The organism is Paenibacillus sp. FSL R7-0189 (assembly GCF_037969925.1).
In the GTDB taxonomy this organism is placed as follows: domain Bacteria; phylum Bacillota; class Bacilli; order Paenibacillales; family Paenibacillaceae; genus Paenibacillus_AQ; species Paenibacillus_AQ odorifer.
The window spans coordinates 1668648-1686152 of record NZ_CP150223.1 but is presented as its reverse complement, the minus strand read 5'-3'; the positions used below and the strand labels follow the sequence as shown (position 1 = coordinate 1686152).

General features: G+C 47.2%; 15 protein-coding genes, 2 rRNA genes and 1 riboswitch. Of the genes, 15 read left to right on the top strand and 2 right to left on the bottom strand.

Going from position 1 to position 17505, the window contains the following annotated elements; genetic code table 11:
* The first annotated feature begins 162 nt into the window (after positions 1 to 162).
* The 5 genes from MKY63_RS07225 (at position 163) to MKY63_RS07205 (ending at position 6273) form a co-directional block, all read left to right on the top strand.
* Positions 163 to 3089: ribosomal RNA gene (locus MKY63_RS07225) — 23S ribosomal RNA — on the top strand.
* A 128-nt stretch (positions 3090 to 3217) separates the two neighbouring features.
* Positions 3218 to 3334: ribosomal RNA gene (rrf, locus tag MKY63_RS07220) — 5S ribosomal RNA — on the top strand.
* Positions 3335 to 3572: 238 nt separating this feature from the next.
* Complete coding sequence (locus MKY63_RS07215; protein WP_036680937.1) at positions 3573 to 4325, top strand: acyl-ACP thioesterase domain-containing protein; 753 nt, start codon at positions 3573 to 3575, stop codon at positions 4323 to 4325.
* A 198-nt stretch (positions 4326 to 4523) separates the two neighbouring features.
* Positions 4524 to 5111, top strand: a complete 588-nt coding sequence (locus MKY63_RS07210) for an RNA polymerase sigma factor (RefSeq protein WP_036680935.1) — start codon at positions 4524 to 4526, stop codon at positions 5109 to 5111.
* Positions 5086 to 6273 (top strand): DUF4179 domain-containing protein, encoded by a 1188-nt coding sequence (locus MKY63_RS07205; RefSeq protein WP_036680933.1) that lies wholly within the window; start codon positions 5086 to 5088, stop codon positions 6271 to 6273. Before MKY63_RS07210 ends, MKY63_RS07205 begins: the two co-directional genes overlap by 26 nt.
* A gap of 106 nt (positions 6274 to 6379) precedes the next feature.
* Here the strand turns inward: MKY63_RS07205 and MKY63_RS07200 are convergent, their stop codons facing one another.
* Positions 6380 to 7297: an AraC family transcriptional regulator gene (locus tag MKY63_RS07200; RefSeq protein WP_339812270.1), complete on the bottom strand. Its 918-nt coding sequence runs from the start codon at positions 7295 to 7297 to the stop codon at positions 6380 to 6382.
* 50 nt (positions 7298 to 7347) lie between these two features.
* Positions 7348 to 7794, bottom strand: coding sequence for a tRNA (N6-threonylcarbamoyladenosine(37)-N6)-methyltransferase TrmO (gene tsaA, locus MKY63_RS07195; protein ID WP_076142431.1), 447 nt, complete (start codon positions 7792 to 7794; stop codon positions 7348 to 7350).
* A gap of 127 nt (positions 7795 to 7921) precedes the next feature.
* Here tsaA and MKY63_RS07190 point away from each other — a divergent pair, with 127 nt between their 5' ends.
* The 10 genes from MKY63_RS07190 (at position 7922) to purS (ending at position 17501) form a co-directional block, all read left to right on the top strand.
* On the top strand, positions 7922 to 10057 hold the full coding sequence (locus tag MKY63_RS07190) for a DNA topoisomerase 3 (RefSeq protein ID WP_076142429.1): 2136 nt from the start codon (positions 7922 to 7924) through the stop codon (positions 10055 to 10057).
* Positions 10058 to 10218: 161 nt separating this feature from the next.
* Complete coding sequence (locus MKY63_RS07185; RefSeq protein ID WP_081390194.1) at positions 10219 to 11442, top strand: MFS transporter; 1224 nt, start codon at positions 10219 to 10221, stop codon at positions 11440 to 11442.
* 91 nt (positions 11443 to 11533) lie between these two features.
* A complete protein-coding gene (locus tag MKY63_RS07180; RefSeq protein WP_076142427.1) occupies positions 11534 to 11797 on the top strand; it encodes a DUF1294 domain-containing protein in 264 nt (87 codons plus the stop codon).
* Between the two features lie 40 nt (positions 11798 to 11837).
* On the top strand, positions 11838 to 12272 hold the full coding sequence (locus tag MKY63_RS07175) for a universal stress protein (RefSeq protein WP_036680923.1): 435 nt from the start codon (positions 11838 to 11840) through the stop codon (positions 12270 to 12272).
* 232 nt (positions 12273 to 12504) lie between these two features.
* Positions 12505 to 12606, top strand: a riboswitch (purine riboswitch).
* A gap of 306 nt (positions 12607 to 12912) precedes the next feature.
* Entirely contained in the window at positions 12913 to 13398 is a 486-nt protein-coding gene (gene purE / locus MKY63_RS07170; protein WP_038568659.1) for a 5-(carboxyamino)imidazole ribonucleotide mutase, read from the top strand.
* A complete protein-coding gene (locus tag MKY63_RS07165) occupies positions 13364 to 13603 on the top strand; it encodes a hypothetical protein (protein ID WP_339812266.1) in 240 nt (79 codons plus the stop codon). The genes purE and MKY63_RS07165 overlap by 35 nt, the downstream gene beginning before the upstream one ends.
* Complete coding sequence (gene purK, locus MKY63_RS07160) at positions 13506 to 14627, top strand: 5-(carboxyamino)imidazole ribonucleotide synthase (protein WP_254848780.1); 1122 nt, start codon at positions 13506 to 13508, stop codon at positions 14625 to 14627. Before MKY63_RS07165 ends, purK begins: the two co-directional genes overlap by 98 nt.
* 5 nt (positions 14628 to 14632) lie before the next feature.
* Positions 14633 to 15928: an adenylosuccinate lyase gene (purB, locus tag MKY63_RS07155; protein ID WP_036680917.1), complete on the top strand. Its 1296-nt coding sequence runs from the start codon at positions 14633 to 14635 to the stop codon at positions 15926 to 15928.
* Between the two features lie 312 nt (positions 15929 to 16240).
* Complete coding sequence (locus MKY63_RS07150; protein ID WP_339812262.1) at positions 16241 to 17131, top strand: phosphoribosylaminoimidazolesuccinocarboxamide synthase; 891 nt, start codon at positions 16241 to 16243, stop codon at positions 17129 to 17131.
* 124 nt (positions 17132 to 17255) lie between these two features.
* A complete protein-coding gene (gene purS, locus MKY63_RS07145) occupies positions 17256 to 17501 on the top strand; it encodes a phosphoribosylformylglycinamidine synthase subunit PurS (RefSeq protein WP_036680912.1) in 246 nt (81 codons plus the stop codon).
* Positions 17502 to 17505 lie beyond the last annotated feature (4 nt).

Here is a 17505-nt window from a genome sequence, read left to right as displayed (position 1 = left end):
GCCTGTTACTCACTCGTTGCTCAGTTTTGAGAGTTTAAGCTCTCAGTAAGACTTGATCCTTGAAAACTGGATACCGAAACGAATTTGCGTTTTAGAACATCTTTTAGCAACTTGTGTAAACAAGTAAATGTTATTAGTGAGATTTTTCTTCGGAAGAATCAAGGTTAAGCTAATAAGAGCACACGGAGGATGCCTAGGCGCCAGGAGCCGACGAAGGACGTGGCGAACAACGAAACTGCCTCGGGGAGCTGTAAGCAAGCTTTGATCCGGGGGTGTCCGAATGGGGAAACCCAGCTGTGGTAATTCGCAGTTACTCATACCTGAATACATAGGGTGTGTAGAGGCAGACCAGGGGAACTGAAACATCTAAGTACCCTGAGGAAGAGAAAACAATAGTGATTCCGTCAGTAGCGGCGAGCGAACGCGGAACAGCCTAAACCTAAGAGCTTGCTCTTAGGGGTTGTGGGACGTCTCACATGGAGTTACAAAGGAATATGGTAGGTGAAGAGGTCTGGAAAGGCCCGCGATAGAGGTAAAAGCCCTGTAACCTAAACTGTGTTCTCTCCGAGACGGATCCCGAGTAGTGCGGGGCACGTGAAACCCCGTATGAATCCAGCAGGACCATCTGCTAAGGCTAAATACTACCTGGCGACCGATAGTGAAACAGTACCGTGAGGGAAAGGTGAAAAGCACCCCGGAAGGGGAGTGAAATAGAACCTGAAACCGTGTGCTTACAAAAAGTCAGAGCCCGATCTATGGGTGATGGCGTGCCTTTTGTAGAATGAACCGGCGAGTTACGTTTAACATGCAAGGTTAAGCCGAGAAGGTGGAGCCGCAGCGAAAGCGAGTCTGAATAGGGCGATTGAGTATGTGGACGTAGACCCGAAACCGTGTGATCTACCCCTGTCCAGGGTGAAGGTGCGGTAACACGCACTGGAGGCCCGAACCCACGTACGTTGAAAAGTGCGGGGATGAGGTGGGGGTAGCGGAGAAATTCCAATCGAACTCGGAGATAGCTGGTTCTCCCCGAAATAGCTTTAGGGCTAGCCTCGGTATAAGAGTAGTGGAGGTAGAGCACTGATTGGGTGCGGGGTCCGCAAGGATTACCAAGCTCAGTCAAACTCCGAATGCCATATACTTATTGCCGGGAGTCAGACAGTGAGTGCTAAGATCCATTGTCAAAAGGGAAACAGCCCAGACCATCAGCTAAGGTCCCCAAGTGTGTGTTAAGTGGGAAAGGATGTGGAGTTGCACAGACAACCAGGATGTTGGCTTAGAAGCAGCCACCATTGAAAGAGTGCGTAATAGCTCACTGGTCGAGTGACTCTGCGCCGAAAATGTAACGGGGCTAAACACACCACCGAAGCTATGGCTAGATACGTATGTATCTGGGGTAGGGGAGCGTTGTGTAGGGGTTGAAGGTGTACTGAAAAGAGCGCTGGACACTACACAAGTGAGAATGCCGGTATGAGTAACGAAAAGATCAGTGAGAATCTGATCCGCCGAAAGCCCAAGGTTTCCTGAGGAAGGCTCGTCCGCTCAGGGTAAGTCGGGACCTAAGGCGAGGCCGAAAGGCGTAGTCGAAGGACAACAGTTTGAAATTACTGTACCACCGTAATCCGCTATGAGCGATGGGGTGACGCAGGAGGGTAGTGACGCGGACTGATGGATGTCCGTCTAAGCAGTGAGGCTGATGTGTAGGCAAATCCGCACATCGATAAGGCTGGGCTGTGATGGGGAGCGAAAATTATAGTAGCGAAGGTCATGATCTCACACTGCCAAGAAAAGCCTCTAGCCAGGAGAAGGTGCCCGTACCGCAAACCGACACAGGTAGGCGAGAAGAGAATTCTAAGGCGCGCGGAAGAACTCTCGTTAAGGAACTCGGCAAAATGACCCCGTAACTTCGGGAGAAGGGGTGCCCCGGTAGTGTGAATAGCACGAGGGGGCCGCAGTGAAAAGGCCCAAGCGACTGTTTAGCAAAAACACAGGTCTGTGCGAAGCCGCAAGGCGAAGTATACGGGCTGACGCCTGCCCGGTGCTGGAAGGTTAAGGGGAGTGGTTAGGGGTAACCCGAAGCTATGAACCGAAGCCCCAGTAAACGGCGGCCGTAACTATAACGGTCCTAAGGTAGCGAAATTCCTTGTCAGGTAAATTCTGACCCGCACGAATGGCGTAACGACTTGGGCGCTGTCTCAACGAGAGATCCGGTGAAATTTTAATACCTGTGAAGATGCAGGTTACCCGCGACAAGACGGAAAGACCCCATGGAGCTTTACTGCAGCTTGATATTGAATTTGGGTACGATCTGTACAGGATAGGTGGGAGCCGTAGAAATCGGAGCGCAAGCTTCGGTGGAGGCGCCGTTGGGATACCACCCTGATCGTATCTAGGTTCTAACCTAGTACCCTTACCGGGTACGGGGACCGTGTCAGGCGGGCAGTTTGACTGGGGCGGTCGCCTCCTAAAGAGTAACGGAGGCGTTCCAAGGTTCCCTCAGAATGGTTGGAAATCATTCGCAGAGTGCAAAGGCATAAGGGAGCTTGACTGCGAGACCTACAAGTCGAGCAGGGACGAAAGTCGGACTTAGTGATCCGGTGGTACCGCATGGAAGGGCCATCGCTCAACGGATAAAAGCTACCCTGGGGATAACAGGCTTATCTCCCCCAAGAGTCCACATCGACGGGGAGGTTTGGCACCTCGATGTCGGCTCATCGCATCCTGGGGCTGAAGTAGGTCCCAAGGGTTGGGCTGTTCGCCCATTAAAGCGGTACGCGAGCTGGGTTCAGAACGTCGTGAGACAGTTCGGTCCCTATCTGTCGTGGGCGCAGGAAATTTGAGAGGAGCTGTCCTTAGTACGAGAGGACCGGGATGGACGTACCGCTGGTGCACCAGTTGTTCCGCCAGGAGCATGGCTGGGTAGCTACGTACGGACGGGATAAGCGCTGAAAGCATCTAAGCGTGAAGCCCCCCTCAAGATGAGATTTCCCAATTAGTAAGACCCCTTGAAGACGACGAGGTAGATAGGTTGGAGGTGGAAGTGCAGCAATGCATGGAGCTGACCAATACTAATCGGTCGAGGGCTTATCCTATACTTAGAATGCAAATTCGTTTCGGATTCAGTTTTCAGGCATCAAGCCTGAAATACGCTTAGAAATTCATTGTCACTTCTGGTGATGAACCGAATTTCACGCGGCAGCGTCTGTTTCACAGACGCATGTTTGGTGGCGATAGCGGAGGGGTTCCACGCGTACCCATCCCGAACACGACCGTTAAGCCCTCCAGCGCCGATGGTACTTGGACCGAAGGGTCCTGGGAGAGTAGGACGTTGCCAAGCACACGAAGCCATTGTTGATAAATCAACAATGGCTTTTTTGTTCCCTTTATCGCTTAATTTAAATAATGTGGATAAGTTATGGGGAATTAACGAAATTATAAAAGTTACTAACATGTGGATGAAATAATAAAATATATTCAAAAATGAAAGTAGTCCCCAATTTATGTGGATAGAGCAGTGGTATATGTGGATACTTCAAGTAAATGCAAGGATATTTTGCATGGCAGGAGGATAAACAATGAACAACAGTAGCAATCTTGTGTGGATAGAAGATTTTTCTGTACATGCGAGCGACACGGATTATCGTTCGCAGGGTAAGTTATCCTTTATTCTGGATATCATGCAATGTGCGGCAGACTTCGCAGTGGGTAATTTGGGGATAAGTGTGGAAGAGATTCTGAATGCAGGAATGGGCTGGATGATGATTACGTTAGATCTTGATTTTAAGCGTATTCCCCGCCCTAATGATGTGCTTAGCGTACATACCTGGAGTAAAGGCACTAAAGGGGCCCTGTGGCAACGGGATTATCGTATTTTCGATGCAGATCATATAGAAATCGCCACAGCACGATCCATATGGGCTTTAGTAGATATTGAGAAGAGAAAGATACTCAGACCGAATGCCCTTCCAGTTCAGGTTAAGCACTATAATGGCGATTCAGTAGGCGATATGCCTGTTAAGGTAACGATCCCTTCTGATATTACTATGGAAGAAGCTTATCGGTATCAGGTAAGATATAGTGGGCTGGATAGCAACGGACATTTGAATAATGCCCGATACGGGGATTTATGTTGTGATGCGCTCACTTTAGCGGAATGGGATAATGCAGAGTTCACACGCTTCCGGATTACTTATCTACAAGAAGCTAAGATTGGGGATGAACTGACTATTTTACGTTCAGCTGTAACGGATGATGGTATATATGTACGCGGTCAGAATAGTGATACTGTGTATTTTGAAGCATGTATAGCGTTAAAAGGTGTCCATTAGTACTAATAAGTAAGTAATTTATAAATATGGAATATTATTATATAAAGCGATTTCTCCGAACATCAATCGGGGCAGTCGCTTTTTTTATTGAAAAACGGATAATGTTTCTAACATATTTGGAAAAATTTTTTGAGCCTGTCACAATTAAAGGGATCACATTCGTTATATAGTTGTAGTCAATAACAAGGAGGTGATTCTTTGGAACGTCGCAGCCCCGGGGTCCAAGTGAATCAAACAATAATTGAAGAGGCTATCGATCAGGTTCTTGCGGGTAACCGCGAAGCCTATAGAACTATAATACAAGCCTATGAAAGAAAGATTTATACGTATTGCTATTATATTTTGAGAAGTCATGAAGAAGCAGAGGATGCTGTGCAAGATATATTTGTAAAAGTGTATCAGGAACTCAGACGTTATGAGAAACGAGTCTCTTTTAGTGCATGGCTGTATAAAGTGGCCTATCATCATTGTCTGGATCAGGTTCGCAAACGCAAGCGAAGAAAGCGTCTGTTGTCGCTATATAAAGAGCAGCAGCCCAAAGCCTATTATAATCCTAACGATGAGGAGCCATTGCAGAAGTTATTTATGGATGACCTGACAGCCGAAGAGAGCAATCTTTTGATTCTTAAGGTGGTTGAGCAATACAGTTTTGAAGAAATGGGTCAGATTATGGATTGTAATTCAGCTACATTACGTAAAAAATTTGAACGTCTACGCAAAAAGTTAGTCCGGCAAAGAATGAATGAAGGAGGCAGCCCTCATGGAGAAATGGCAAGATCCAACTGAAAGTCAGAAGATGGAGCACATTCGTCAAACATTCCTAAATCATGAAATGCCGGTAGACAGTTTCAGCGATTCAATTATGAAGCGAATAGGAGACGAGGGAATGGAAAAACGAGCGTCAAGAAAGAATGGAAATAAGTTCCTGAAAAAATCATTGGTGGCTGCCTCGGCAGCAGCAGTGTTGGGTGCGGGCATAATCGGTAGCGGATTTGTATCCCCGGTCATGGCTGAAACGTTGAAGCAGATTCCTGTTGTAGGTAGTATTTTTAAGGGAATTGACGATAAAGGTCTAAATGCTGCTGAGGAAAAAGGATTATCTACTGCCCCTAACCAAAGCGTTACCCATGATGGAGTGACCTTAAAGGTTACCGATGCCTATTATGACGGCTCGCGGTTGGCTTTTGCGATTGAACGGGAAGGCATTGATAATGATAAGATGATGGCTGAGATGATTATTGAACCCATTGAGTTCGATCCATCGCTAACAGAACAACATGGGAAAGTGACAATGAACCAGTCCGAAAAAGGGTTGTTGGGTTCAGCAGAAGTGAAATTGCCGAATGGGAAAAAACTGGAGAGCCAAATGTCGTCTTTTGGTGATGTTGAGGGCAAAAAGAATGCTATTTTATACGATTACAGAAATCTAAATAATATAGAGGCTTTGGGGGATGAATTTGAATTAAGCATCAGTGTGCCGGTGGCACAAATTGCAGAGCCTTTTGTAATCAAGGTGCCGGTGAGAAAAGTAACGGAAGGAATTATCAAGCTTGATCTGAACCAAACAAAAGAGGCAGAAGAATTCAGTTATACGATTACCAAGCTGGAATTAACTCCAGCCACAAGCAGATTACAGCTCAGCGAAGAAGGTAAAGCGCCAACTGTGAAAGAAAAGGATGGATACACAACCTCTGAAATGTTCTATGAAATTGTTGATGAACTAGGTAATGCGTTCTCATCGGGCGGGTCATTTAACTTGCCAGCTATAGTCTATCCTTTGGTAGACAAAGATTTCATTCCGTTCGCGCAAACACCAAAGACAATTACAGTTAAGCCGTTTACTTACTCCATTGATGAAAACCATAAAGCATTAAGGGATGAAGAGGGAAAACAAGTTAAACATTATTATCCGGAGCTTGAACAAACGATTCAGGTGGAGCTAAAGTAACTGTTAATCCCATAAGCAAAAAAAGTCCGTGTCTGCATAGCAGATACGGACTTTTTATTAAAAGAGAAGAATTTATAAGCTACACAACTATAACATCTTTATATATCTAAAAGAACCGGTTGTCATCTATAAAAGACGACAACGTGGTCTCTTCTTGTAAAAATTCTAATGGAATGTAAATTTCACTCACCGAGTTTTCGTTATCTGGTCCAAGGTACAATTCGCCATAATATTCCAATTCAAATGGAATGGACATCCTGTATTCTGTTTTCGGCAGCCAGATTCCGTAGATATATTTATAGGTAGAAGGGATATCACAAGACCGGCCTTTATGGATGAATTTCAGATAACGTATGGGTGGTAAGATCTGAAGGGGGAAAGTCTGATTGTGGTCTGCTTTTATAGGACTAATTTCGCAGGCACACATGATCGAAAACCCATTACTCTCATAGTCATCTGGCCAGAAGCCAAGCTGATAATATTTTTCAGGCTGTATTCTATCCGATATAGTGGCTACCTTATTGAAAAGCAAAGGCCAAGTATCAGAAATGACGGAGAAATCATGGTCTACTTTAACTACGGGTCCTTGAAGTATAATTTCTCCGAAATCAACGAGCTGGGGGGAGAGATCACTATCAGAAAGGACTTGAAGTAGATCTTGTTCATTTAGTCTAGGGAGCAAAGGGAGTTTCGTTTCAGTAAGTCTTTTTCGAACAAGAGAGGGAGTCGTGTGCAGCATTCTTTTGAAGGCACGGGTAAAGGTCTCATAGTTACTAAAGTTATAGTCTAATGAGATGTCCTGGAGTGAGCGCTCTGGCATTCTATGAATGTCCAAGGCTGCTTCAGAGATTTTGCGTCTGGCTATATAGTCGCCGGGTGCTATCCCAGTGACTGCTTGAAATAGACGGGTGAAATGATAAAGGGAGTATCCCATTTCTTTGGAGAGGACAGCTACAGGAAGAAACGTGGTTAAGCGATCCTCAATGAGATCTAAGGCTTGAATGATTAGTTGGCGATTGTTCAAGAGATGTCCTCCCATAACAGTTAATAGAAATGGTGTCTAGCACGATTACTTCAATTATTTGCTGTCCAGTCGCCCCAAGCAGCAGCCCAATCGGGAACAGTCACTTCCATTACGCGATCTGCACTAGGAAAATAGGCTTTGATGTCGAGAACCGGTGTACCCGGATAGGCATCAAGCCCGGCCACCTCTACTATTCCAGAGTCTACATCGACAGACAGGATTGCTGCTACACTTAGCCCAATTGGATTAGGGCGAATAGGGGAACGGGAAGCGAATACTCCAGTTAAGGTCGCATCATAAGGAGGCTGAATCTGTGTAGTCTGCCGGAAATGATCATCTGCAAACTCATGCAGCCACCAAAGTACTTGGCAATGACTAAACTGAGATAAACCTTTAAGCGCCGGCCTAAATTCTGGGTTGATTTCAAGCTGCAAATTTTGTGCTGTACCTCTAACCCATCCTATAGGTACTATATTATAGCTTTCTTGTTCATTCATTGACTATGACTCCTTTCGGGTATCAGATATGATCTAGTGTATAACAGAGGCATACGGTAAAGCCTGACGATATTTGCTAACATTCATTTAATGCTATAATGAAATTTGATGTGGAAAGGGGAGCATTATGAAGACACTAGTATTGGCGGAGAAGCCGTCTGTTGCACGCGAGATTGCACGGGTCATGGGATGTAATAATAAACAGAAGAGTTATATTGAAGGTCCAAAATATGTGGTTACCTGGGCGCTTGGTCATTTGGTCGGCCTGGCAGAGCCTGAGGATTATAATAAAAAGTTTGCAACTTGGGCCTTGGAGGATCTGCCGATTTTGCCGGAGAAGACCAAGCTGAAGGTGCTGCGGGAGACCAACCAGCAATACAAAGCTGTCCAGCATCTAATGAAGCGTCAGGACATTGAGGAGCTTATTGTTGCTACAGATGCTGCCCGTGAAGGGGAGCTGCTGGCTCGCTGGATTATGAATATGGCAGGATGGAAAAAGCCATTCCAGCGGTTATGGATATCCTCGCAGACTGATAAGGCAATTAAAGAGGGATTTGCAAAACTCCGTCCGGGTCGGGAATTTGATCGGTTGTATGAATCTGCACGTTGCCGCGCAGAGGCGGATTGGATGATTGGACTGAATGTCACGAGAGCTTTGACCTGTAAGTTCGGTTCGCCGCTCTCAGCGGGACGGGTACAAACGCCGACATTAGGGATGATCATGGATCGTGAACAGGAGATTACGGGTTTCCGTTCCGTCGATTTTGAGACGCTGACTGCTGATTTTGGGGATTTCCAAGCGGCATGGCGGGCCAGTAACGGTGATGGTCGGATATTCGAAAAGGATAAGACAGCCAGCTTAAAGGATAAGCTTACAGGACGCAGCGGCCGTATTATTAAGGTACAGAAGAGTGAGAAAAGTGAACCTCATCCACTGGCTTATGATCTGACTGAACTGCAGCGTGATGCGAACCGGAAGTTCGGCTTCTCCGCGAAGCAGACCTCCAGTGTGCTGCAGCGGTTATATGAGCAGCATAAACTTGTCACATACCCGCGTACGGACAGTCGTTACTTAACTTCAGATATGACGGGCACACTCAAGGAAAGACTGGATAGTGTTGCGGTCGGTCCATATGCAGCGTTAGCACGTCCATTGCTGCGCAAGCAGCTGCCGATTACGAAACGAATCGTGGATGATAGTAAAGTCAGTGATCACCATGCTATTATTCCTACAGAACAGACCGTATTGTTAAATGGTCTGAGTACTGAGGAACGTAAGTTGTATGATCTGATTGTGCGGCGTTTTATAAGCTTGTTCTATCCGCCAGCTCGTTATGATGCGGTAGCTGTAACCGTCAATGTAGAAGGCGAAAATTTTCATGTCAAAGGGACGACGGTTAAAGATGCCGGTTGGCGCGAAGTATACGGCGGAGATATGAGTAGTGATGACGAGGAGGAATCTGCGGACGAGCCGGCAGCGGGCAGTGTAAAGTTGCCTGAGCTGCGCGAAGGGGCTGCTGTCACGATTGGCCGCTGTATGGTGCGTGCTGGCCGAACGCAGCCACCGAAGCGTTATAATGAAGCTTCGCTGTTGACGCAAATGGAGAAACACGGCCTCGGAACCCCGGCTACCCGCGCGGATATTATTGAGAAGCTGGTAAGCTCCGATACGATTGAGCGGCAAGGTAATCTCCTGCATCCGACAGGAAAAGGTAAGCAGTTAATCGAGCTGGTATCCACTCAGCTACGTACCCCGGATCTAACCGCACGTTGGGAAGCTGAGCTGGAGAAAATAGCGCGTGGTCAAGGCAAACCGGAGCTCTTTTTACAAGGTATCCGCAGTATGGCACAGGAATTGGTAACAGGTGTGAAAACTAGCGGAGCAGAATATAAGCCGCATAATGTCTCTAACAGCCATTGTCCGGAATGCGGTACAAGACTACTCGAGAAGAAGAGCAAACGAGGGAAGCTGCTGGTATGTCCTGCAGATAACTGTGGTTACACCCGTGCAGGTGAGAAAAGACTATCGAATCGCCGCTGCCCACAGTGCCATAAGAAAATGGAGCTTAAAGAGGGTAAAGCAGGCATGTTCGTACAATGTCTAGGCTGTGGAATCACAGAGACCTTAGATAAGGATCACAAGCATGTTAATAAACGTGAACAGCAAAAGCTGGTGCAGCAATACAGTAAGCAGGAAAGCATTGGTTCTAACCTTGGGGAACTGCTGAAAGCAGCGCTTGAAGGACAAAAGAAGGATAAGTAGTAGGAATCATCGGATGGTTAGCTTCAATTAAAACGAATGATTAGAATAATGAAGGCTGCTGAGTGTGCTCAGTAGTCTTTTTTCTATCCTAGTAAGTTTATGTGGTCTACGGATAGGCTTTGAATTAGAATGGTAAGCAAATGAGTGGAGCAGGTGATTAGGTGGCAGCTGAGCAGCAGGCGAATCCGTTGAAAGCGGCAGATCGCCCACAGGGGCAGGGAAGCAGCAGGTTTTTCTTTTTGGTTATTGTATTTATGTTTTGGTTCTCTTCTTATATTTATGTGCCTGTGCTTTCACCATATGTTGAGCATTTGGGATCATCGTATTTTATGGTGGGTATGGTGCTTGGGATATATGGGTTAATGCAGATCCTATTCCGTATACCCATTGGCATCGGTTCAGATTATTTAAATAGGCGGCGGCCGTTTATCTATCTGGGATTAATTGCGAGTGGAGTCAGCTGTTTTCTTTTTATGTGGGGAGCACAGCCGGGTTGGGCGTTGGCAGCACGTGCGGTATCCGGGATAGCAGCATCGGCATGGGTTGTGTACTCTGTGATGTTCGCAGGATATTTTCCAAAAGAGGAAGCTGGAAAAGCAATGGGCATGCTGCAATTCACTACAGTAATCGCCCAATTGACCAGCATGATGATCAGCGGCTATATGGTAGAGCATTGGGGCTGGAATGCCCCCTTCCTGATTGGTGGAATTGTAGCTATTGCGGCACTAATTCTTGCGCTTCGGTTACCGGAACAAAAGCAGGAAAAACGGCAAAATGCCATACAGATCAAGGAGCTGGCTGGTGTCGTAAAGGAACCTTTGCTGGTAAAAGTCTCACTGTTGTCTGTGCTGGCACACTGTGTGCTATTTATAACGATGTTCGGATATACTCCGAATCAGGCGCTGAATATCGGAGCAAGCAAAGAAAGTTTGGGCTGGCTAACACTCGCTTTTATGATTCCGCATGCCATCGCAACACTCTACGGTTCACGTCTGTTTGGAGGGCTAATGGGTGATAGAGGGAAGCTTATGCTAGGCTTTGCGGGAAGCGCACTGTTTACGCTGCTCATTCCCTCTATGTCAACGTTAGCGGCACTTTGTCTGACTCAGGTGGGGAATGGTTTTATGCAGGGACTTATTTTTCCGCTGCTGTTGAGTAAATCGGTATCAGAAATAGATCCCTTTAAACGGGCTACAGCTATGGGTTTCTATCAGGCCGTTTATGCGATAGGGATGTCAGCAGGGCCATTTGTAGCAGGTTGGATGAGCTCTGTATATGGCTTGACCGGAGGATTCTGGTTAGGTGGGATTGCGGCGGCGTTGGCTACAATTTTATCCTGGGTATGGATGAAGGATACGAAGCAGAAGCAGCTAAAAGAAACTTAACAGACTTGGCAGAGCGTGTAAGGATGATTGGTTTTTTGTGCAAAAGGGGAATATAATAGAGATAGGAAGCAAGGAGGAGGAGCCCGGGAGAATGGTCAAGGTTGTAATGTTGTGGTTTGTGGTAATTAATATTATCGGGTATGTAGTGATGTCCGAGGACAAGAACAAAGCCCGCAAAAGGCGGGAACGTGTACCTGAGAAAACACTTTTTCTGCTGGCAGCCATGGGCGGCGCACTAGGTGTGCTGGTTGCCATGTACCGTAAGCGCCACAAGACGCGTCATACATCCTTCAGGATCGGAATTCCGCTTCTGCTGCTGCTGAATATCTTTTTGTACAGCTATTTTTTAAGATAATAGTCTTTAGGATTACAAACTAGAAAAAGAGGTGGCGTACATGTTATTCTCTAAAATTTTGCTAGCCTATGACGGTTCAAAGGCTTCTAATCAAGCATTGGAGCGCGCAATTGAACTCGCTAAAGTCACACCAGGTTCTATATTGCATGTCGTACACGCATTTGAATTCCCAAGATTTTTTATCGGAGAAGCTCTTGCACCTCTACCAGCTTCAGTAAATAAAGAATATTATGATTTGGCAGTGCAGACTACCGAAGAAGTGAAGGGACGCCTTGAGGCTGAAGGCCTGAATGCTGAGGTTGAGCTTTTACAAGGATCTCCTGCGGAAGTGATTTTGAAATATGCTAAGGAAAATGCTATAGACATCATAGTTATCGGCAGCCGCGGGCTTGGCGGTATACGTGAATTTGTTCTGGGCAGTGTCAGCCATAATGTAGTACAAAGCGCTCGTATTCCAGTGCTGGTTGTAAAATAATATAGAGTTCAAAGGGACGCTGATAGCGTTCCTTTTTTCAATTTAAGGAAGTATAGGTCGTATTCTGGAGCTTAAACAACATAGAGTGTTAAAGCTAGGAGTGTACGGAAAGAAGTCTTTCTTGACAAAATAAAAGGTTGTTGAGAATTTAAATTCGTCCAAAAGCGAACATTTATTATGGTGTTTTTACCAATGTTCGTGTTTGAGTTGACATCATGTGTAGGGGATTGTTAAACTGATGTCATGAAGAGCTCGTATAAAACCGGGAATATGGCCCGGAAGTTTCTACCCGGGAACCGTAAATTACCGGACTACGAGGAAATAGGATGCTAGAATGCGATAGTTCAGTCCAGATAATGGAGTGATGCATTGTGCAGCTTTCCGCGCTTAATGCCAGTTTGGTGAGAGGCAAGCGGGAGTGTTTTTTTCCTAATTCCTTTACTAGTCCGATCCTCCCGCAGCAAAATGCGTCTGGACATCGGGCTTTTTTAATATAAGGAATAAGTTACACGTAAGATATCAACCTTATATTATTAAGGAAAACGATAGTCATCCCTGAAGGACGAGAATGTAGTCTCTGCTTGTTCGGATTTACAAGATAAAGATATCTCATACTAGTGATTGGAAGGTAGGTCGAATCATGTCTGTGCAGGTAGCTGTCATCATGGGTAGTAAGTCGGATTGGGATACGATGGAGCACGCTTGTAGGGTGCTGGAAGAGCTGGGATTGTCTTATGAGAAGAAGGTAGTATCCGCGCACCGTACACCGGACTTGATGTTCCGCTATGCGGAGGAAGCCGCAGGCCGCGGCATTCGCGTGATTATTGCAGGAGCAGGCGGCGCCGCGCATTTGCCGGGTATGGTGGCTGCAAAGACAATCCTGCCAGTGATTGGAGTGCCAGTGCAGTCGAAAGCACTTAATGGGCTGGATTCGCTGCTCTCCATCGTGCAGATGCCTGGAGGCATACCGGTAGCAACGGTAGCTATTGGTAAAGCAGGCGCTGTAAATGCAGGCCTGCTGGCCGCACAGATCATCGGAGCGTTCGACCCTGAAGTGCAGCAGCGTGTGCAGCTGCGGCGGGATGCGATCCGTGATGAAGTATTGGAAAGCAGCGACAGCTTATGAGACCGGAGGAGCTGAAGCTGCAGGAGGCTGGCGGCGCAGCTTCGCCAGCCGCACAAGCGTCCGGTGCGGACACCGTCCGGACGCTGCTGCCCGGCTCGACCGTCGGCGTGCTCGGCGGCGGGCAGCTCGGGCGCATGATGGCGCTGGCCGGCAGCGCCATGGGGTACCGCTTCGTGGCGCTGGATCCTGCGCCGGATGCGCCTAGCGGTCAAGTTACGCCGCAGATCACGGCGGCGTATAACGACCGGGACGCGGCGCGGGAGCTGGCCCGCCGCGCGGACGTCATCACGTACGAGTTCGAGAACGTCGACGCGGGCGTAGCCGCGCTGCTGGCGGAGGAATCGTACGTGCCGCAGGGCAGCGCGCTGCTGTATACCACGCAGCATCGGCTGCGCGAAAAAGCCGCCATCGAGGCGGCGGGCGTTCCGGTCGCCCCGTACCGGAAGGTGGACAGCCTTGCGGAGCTAAAAGAGGCGGCGGCTGAACTTGGACTACCTTGTGTGCTCAAGACAGCCACAGGCGGTTATGACGGCAAGGGTCAAGCTGTGATTCGTCAGGAAGAAGAGCTGGAAGAAGCTTTCCGGCAGGTTGCACCCGGTGAGGTGATTCCGGAGCTGGTGCTTGAGAAGTTTGTAGCTTTTCAATGCGAAATATCCGTTGTTGCTGCACGCAGTGCATCTGGGGAGGTCAAAAGCTTCCCGCCTTCTGAGAACATTCATGTAAATAATATTTTGCATCTGTCCATTGTACCTGCAAGAGTGTCAGCAGACATTCAGCGCAGAGCTTGCGAGCTGGCTGAGACTTTAATCGCAGGGCTGAATGCGGTTGGACTGCTTGCCGTGGAAATGTTCGTCACAGCGGACGGTGAATTGTTCGTCAATGAGCTGGCACCAAGGCCGCATAATTCCGGCCATTACACCATGGATGCTTGCGTGACCTCACAGTTCGAGCAGCATGTCCGGGCGATTTGTAATCTGCCGCTGGGCGATACAACGCTTTTGACACCTGTAGTTATGGTAAATGTATTAGGTCAGCATTTGGATGGTGCTATTAAAGCGACCTGTACACATGAGGAAAAAGATAATAAGCTGGGTATTGTACCTAAGCTTCATATATATGGCAAGACTGAGAGTAAGACTGGTCGTAAGATGGGTCATATCAATCTGCTGTGCAAGGATACCGGAGACGGCCTATCCTGGGTGGAGCAATCTAAACTTTGGAGGAACTAAAGAATATGATCGAACGTTACAGCAGACCCGAGATGCGGGCCATTTGGACTGAGGAGAATAAATTCAAAGCGTGGCTGGAAGTGGAAATATGCGCTTGTGAAGCATGGGCGGAGCTGGGAGTCATCCCACATGAAGACGCTGCTAAGCTGCGTAAGGATGCTAAATTCGACATCGCACGTATTGATGAAATCGAACAGGAAACACGTCATGACGTAATTGCCTTTACACGTGCGGTTTCCGAAAGCCTTGGCGCAGAACGCAAATGGGTACACTACGGCCTTACTTCCACAGATGTGGTGGATACAGCACTGGGTTACTTGCTGCGTCAAGCGAATGAGATTCTAGAGAAGGATATCATCAACTTTATTGAGATCCTTAAAGATAAAGCTATTGCTTATAAAGATACACCGATGATGGGCCGTACTCATGGGGTTCATGCTGAGCCAACTACTTTTGGTCTGAAAATGGCATTGTGGTACGAAGAAATGAAACGTAACCTGGAGCGTTTCCGCCATGCTGCGAACGGTGTGCAATTTGGCAAAATCTCCGGAGCCGTTGGTACGTATGCCAACATTGATCCATTCGTAGAAGAATTTGTCTGCCGTAAGCTGGGTACAAGCCCTGCACCGATCTCGACACAAACTCTACAGCGCGACCGTCACGCTGAGTATATGGCAGCTCTTGCTCTGGTAGCAACCTCGCTAGACAAATTCGCTACCGAAATCCGCGCTCTGCAAAAGAGTGAGATTCGCGAAGTAGAAGAAGCTTTTGCCAAAGGTCAAAAGGGTTCATCTGCTATGCCGCATAAACGGAATCCTATTGGCTGCGAGAATATTTCCGGTCTGTCCCGCGTGATTCGCGGACATATGGTTACAGCTTATGAGAACGTGCCGCTCTGGCATGAACGCGATATCTCGCACTCTTCAGTGGAGCGTATCATCCTTCCGGATGCAACGATGCTGCTGAACTACATGCTGAACCGTTTCGGAAACATCGTGAAGAACCTGACTGTATTCCCAGAGAATATGAAGCGTAACATGAACCGTACCTTCGGCGTTCCTTTCTCTGGCCGGATCTTAACCAAGCTGATTGATAAAGGCTTCAGCCGCGAGCAAGCGTACGATACCGTTCAACCACGTGCGATGCAAGCTTGGGAAGAGCAAAAGCAGTTCCGTGATATCGTGGAAGCCACACCTGAAATCACTAATGTCCTCACCCCAGAAGAGATTGAAGATGCATTTAACCCTTCTTGGCACCTTAAGCATGTGGATACCATCTTCCGCAAGCTAGAACTTATCTAAAAAAGATAAGTTAGTGGTGAACTAAGGAGCTAGGAATAGTACGAGCGGTTAATGTTGTGCAGAATTGAAATGCAACTGGTCGATAAGGAACGGAGAGAAATTTTGGAACTGTAGAAGCGTTAGCGTTCGCCTTTATCCTCGGATTTCTACCACGGGCAGTGGTTCAAATCAGGAAATCTGAGGATAACAGCGATCGGAAGTCCAAACATTTCTTGTAGTGGCCCGATTGACCCAACAGATATTTCCGATTTTGCAAGAGACGTTTTCGCTCAAGTAATAATTAATGATCATTAGTTCAAGGGAGGAAAGGTCATGACATCATCGGCCGTATCCACAGCCGTGGAACTCATCAATGCGCCGCTGCTCTACAAAGGGAAGGTTCGTGAGCTATACGATTTAGGGGGAAATGTACTGATCGTAGTTACGGATCGGATATCTGCTTTTGACTATGTGCTGGACCCGGCGGTCCCTGAAAAGGGAAATGTGCTTAACCGTCTGAGCGCGTTCTGGTTCGGACAGACTAAAGAGCTGATGGAGAATCATGTCGTTCATATCGATGTGGATCTGCTTGGCGACGTAGTTAAGGACAAAGAGGCCCTCAGAAACCGTGTCATGGTGGTACGCAAAGCGGAGCGCATTGATATCGAATGCGTAGTGCGTGGATGCATCACTGGCGGCGGCTGGAGACAGTATCAAGAAACCGGCAAGGTAAATGGTATTGAGCTTCCTGCTAACCTCCGCAAAAACGCGCTGCTGGCAGAGCCGATTTTTACCCCTGCGGCTAAAAATGATGTAGGTCACGATGAGGATATTCCATTTGAGAAAATGCAGGAATTAATCGGAACTGATCTGGCGCTTGAGCTGCAGGAAAAGAGCTTAAAGCTGTTCGCTTTTGCTAGAGAGTATTGTGCTGAGCGTGGGATCATTCTTGCGGACTGCAAATTCGAATTCGGCTTGTTGGACGGCAAGGTGATTCTGATCGATGAGATTTTTACACCGGATGCTTCCCGCTTCTGGGCTAAGGATAAATACGCGCTTGATATTGAAATTGATAGTATGGATAAAGAGCCTGTTCGTACGTATCTATCTGCATCTGCCTGGGATAAGAATAGTAAGCCTGATCCGCTCCCAACTGAAGTAGTAGAAGAAACTACACGGCGTTATCTGGACATTTATCATCGTCTTACTGGCAAGTCTTTATAGTTCAACATAGTGTGTGCACTCATGGGAATAAATTCAGTATATATTTTTGAAGCTAAATGTACTCATTGTAGAATTTCAGTTTCAGAGGGTATGCTCATTAAAATTTAGGAGGAACTACAAGCATATGTTAAAAGCGACGGTATATGTCACCATAAAGAAAAGCGTTCTTGATCCACAAGGGGTAGCAGTACAAGGAGCACTTCATTCGGTAGGTTTCCAAGAAGTTGAAAGCTTGCGTATCGGGAAATATATGGAGCTGACTTTGGATACGGATAACCGTGCTGAAGCGGAAGTGCGTCTTAAGGAAATGTGCGAAAAGCTACTTGCCAACACGGTGATCGAGGATTACCGCTACGAATTGGAGGACTAAACGA

Bases quoted from the DNA above. Each gene is read 5' to 3' on its own strand.
- MKY63_RS07175 (WP_036680923.1), top strand. From the start codon at position 11,838: ATGTTATTCTCTAAAATTTTGCTAGCCTATGACGGTTCAAAGGCTTCT.
- MKY63_RS07190 (WP_076142429.1), top strand. From the start codon at position 7,922: ATGAAGACACTAGTATTGGCGGAGAAGCCGTCTGTTGCACGCGAGATT.
- MKY63_RS07180 (WP_076142427.1), top strand. From the start codon at position 11,534: ATGGTCAAGGTTGTAATGTTGTGGTTTGTGGTAATTAATATTATCGGG.
- purS (WP_036680912.1), top strand. From the start codon at position 17,256: ATGTTAAAAGCGACGGTATATGTCACCATAAAGAAAAGCGTTCTTGAT.
- MKY63_RS07150 (WP_339812262.1), top strand. From the start codon at position 16,241: ATGACATCATCGGCCGTATCCACAGCCGTGGAACTCATCAATGCGCCG.
- MKY63_RS07215 (WP_036680937.1), top strand. From the start codon at position 3,573: ATGAACAACAGTAGCAATCTTGTGTGGATAGAAGATTTTTCTGTACAT.
- purB (WP_036680917.1), top strand. From the start codon at position 14,633: ATGATCGAACGTTACAGCAGACCCGAGATGCGGGCCATTTGGACTGAG.
- tsaA (WP_076142431.1), bottom strand. From the start codon at position 7,794: ATGAATGAACAAGAAAGCTATAATATAGTACCTATAGGATGGGTTAGA.
- purE (WP_038568659.1), top strand. From the start codon at position 12,913: ATGTCTGTGCAGGTAGCTGTCATCATGGGTAGTAAGTCGGATTGGGAT.
- MKY63_RS07205 (WP_036680933.1), top strand. From the start codon at position 5,086: ATGGAGAAATGGCAAGATCCAACTGAAAGTCAGAAGATGGAGCACATT.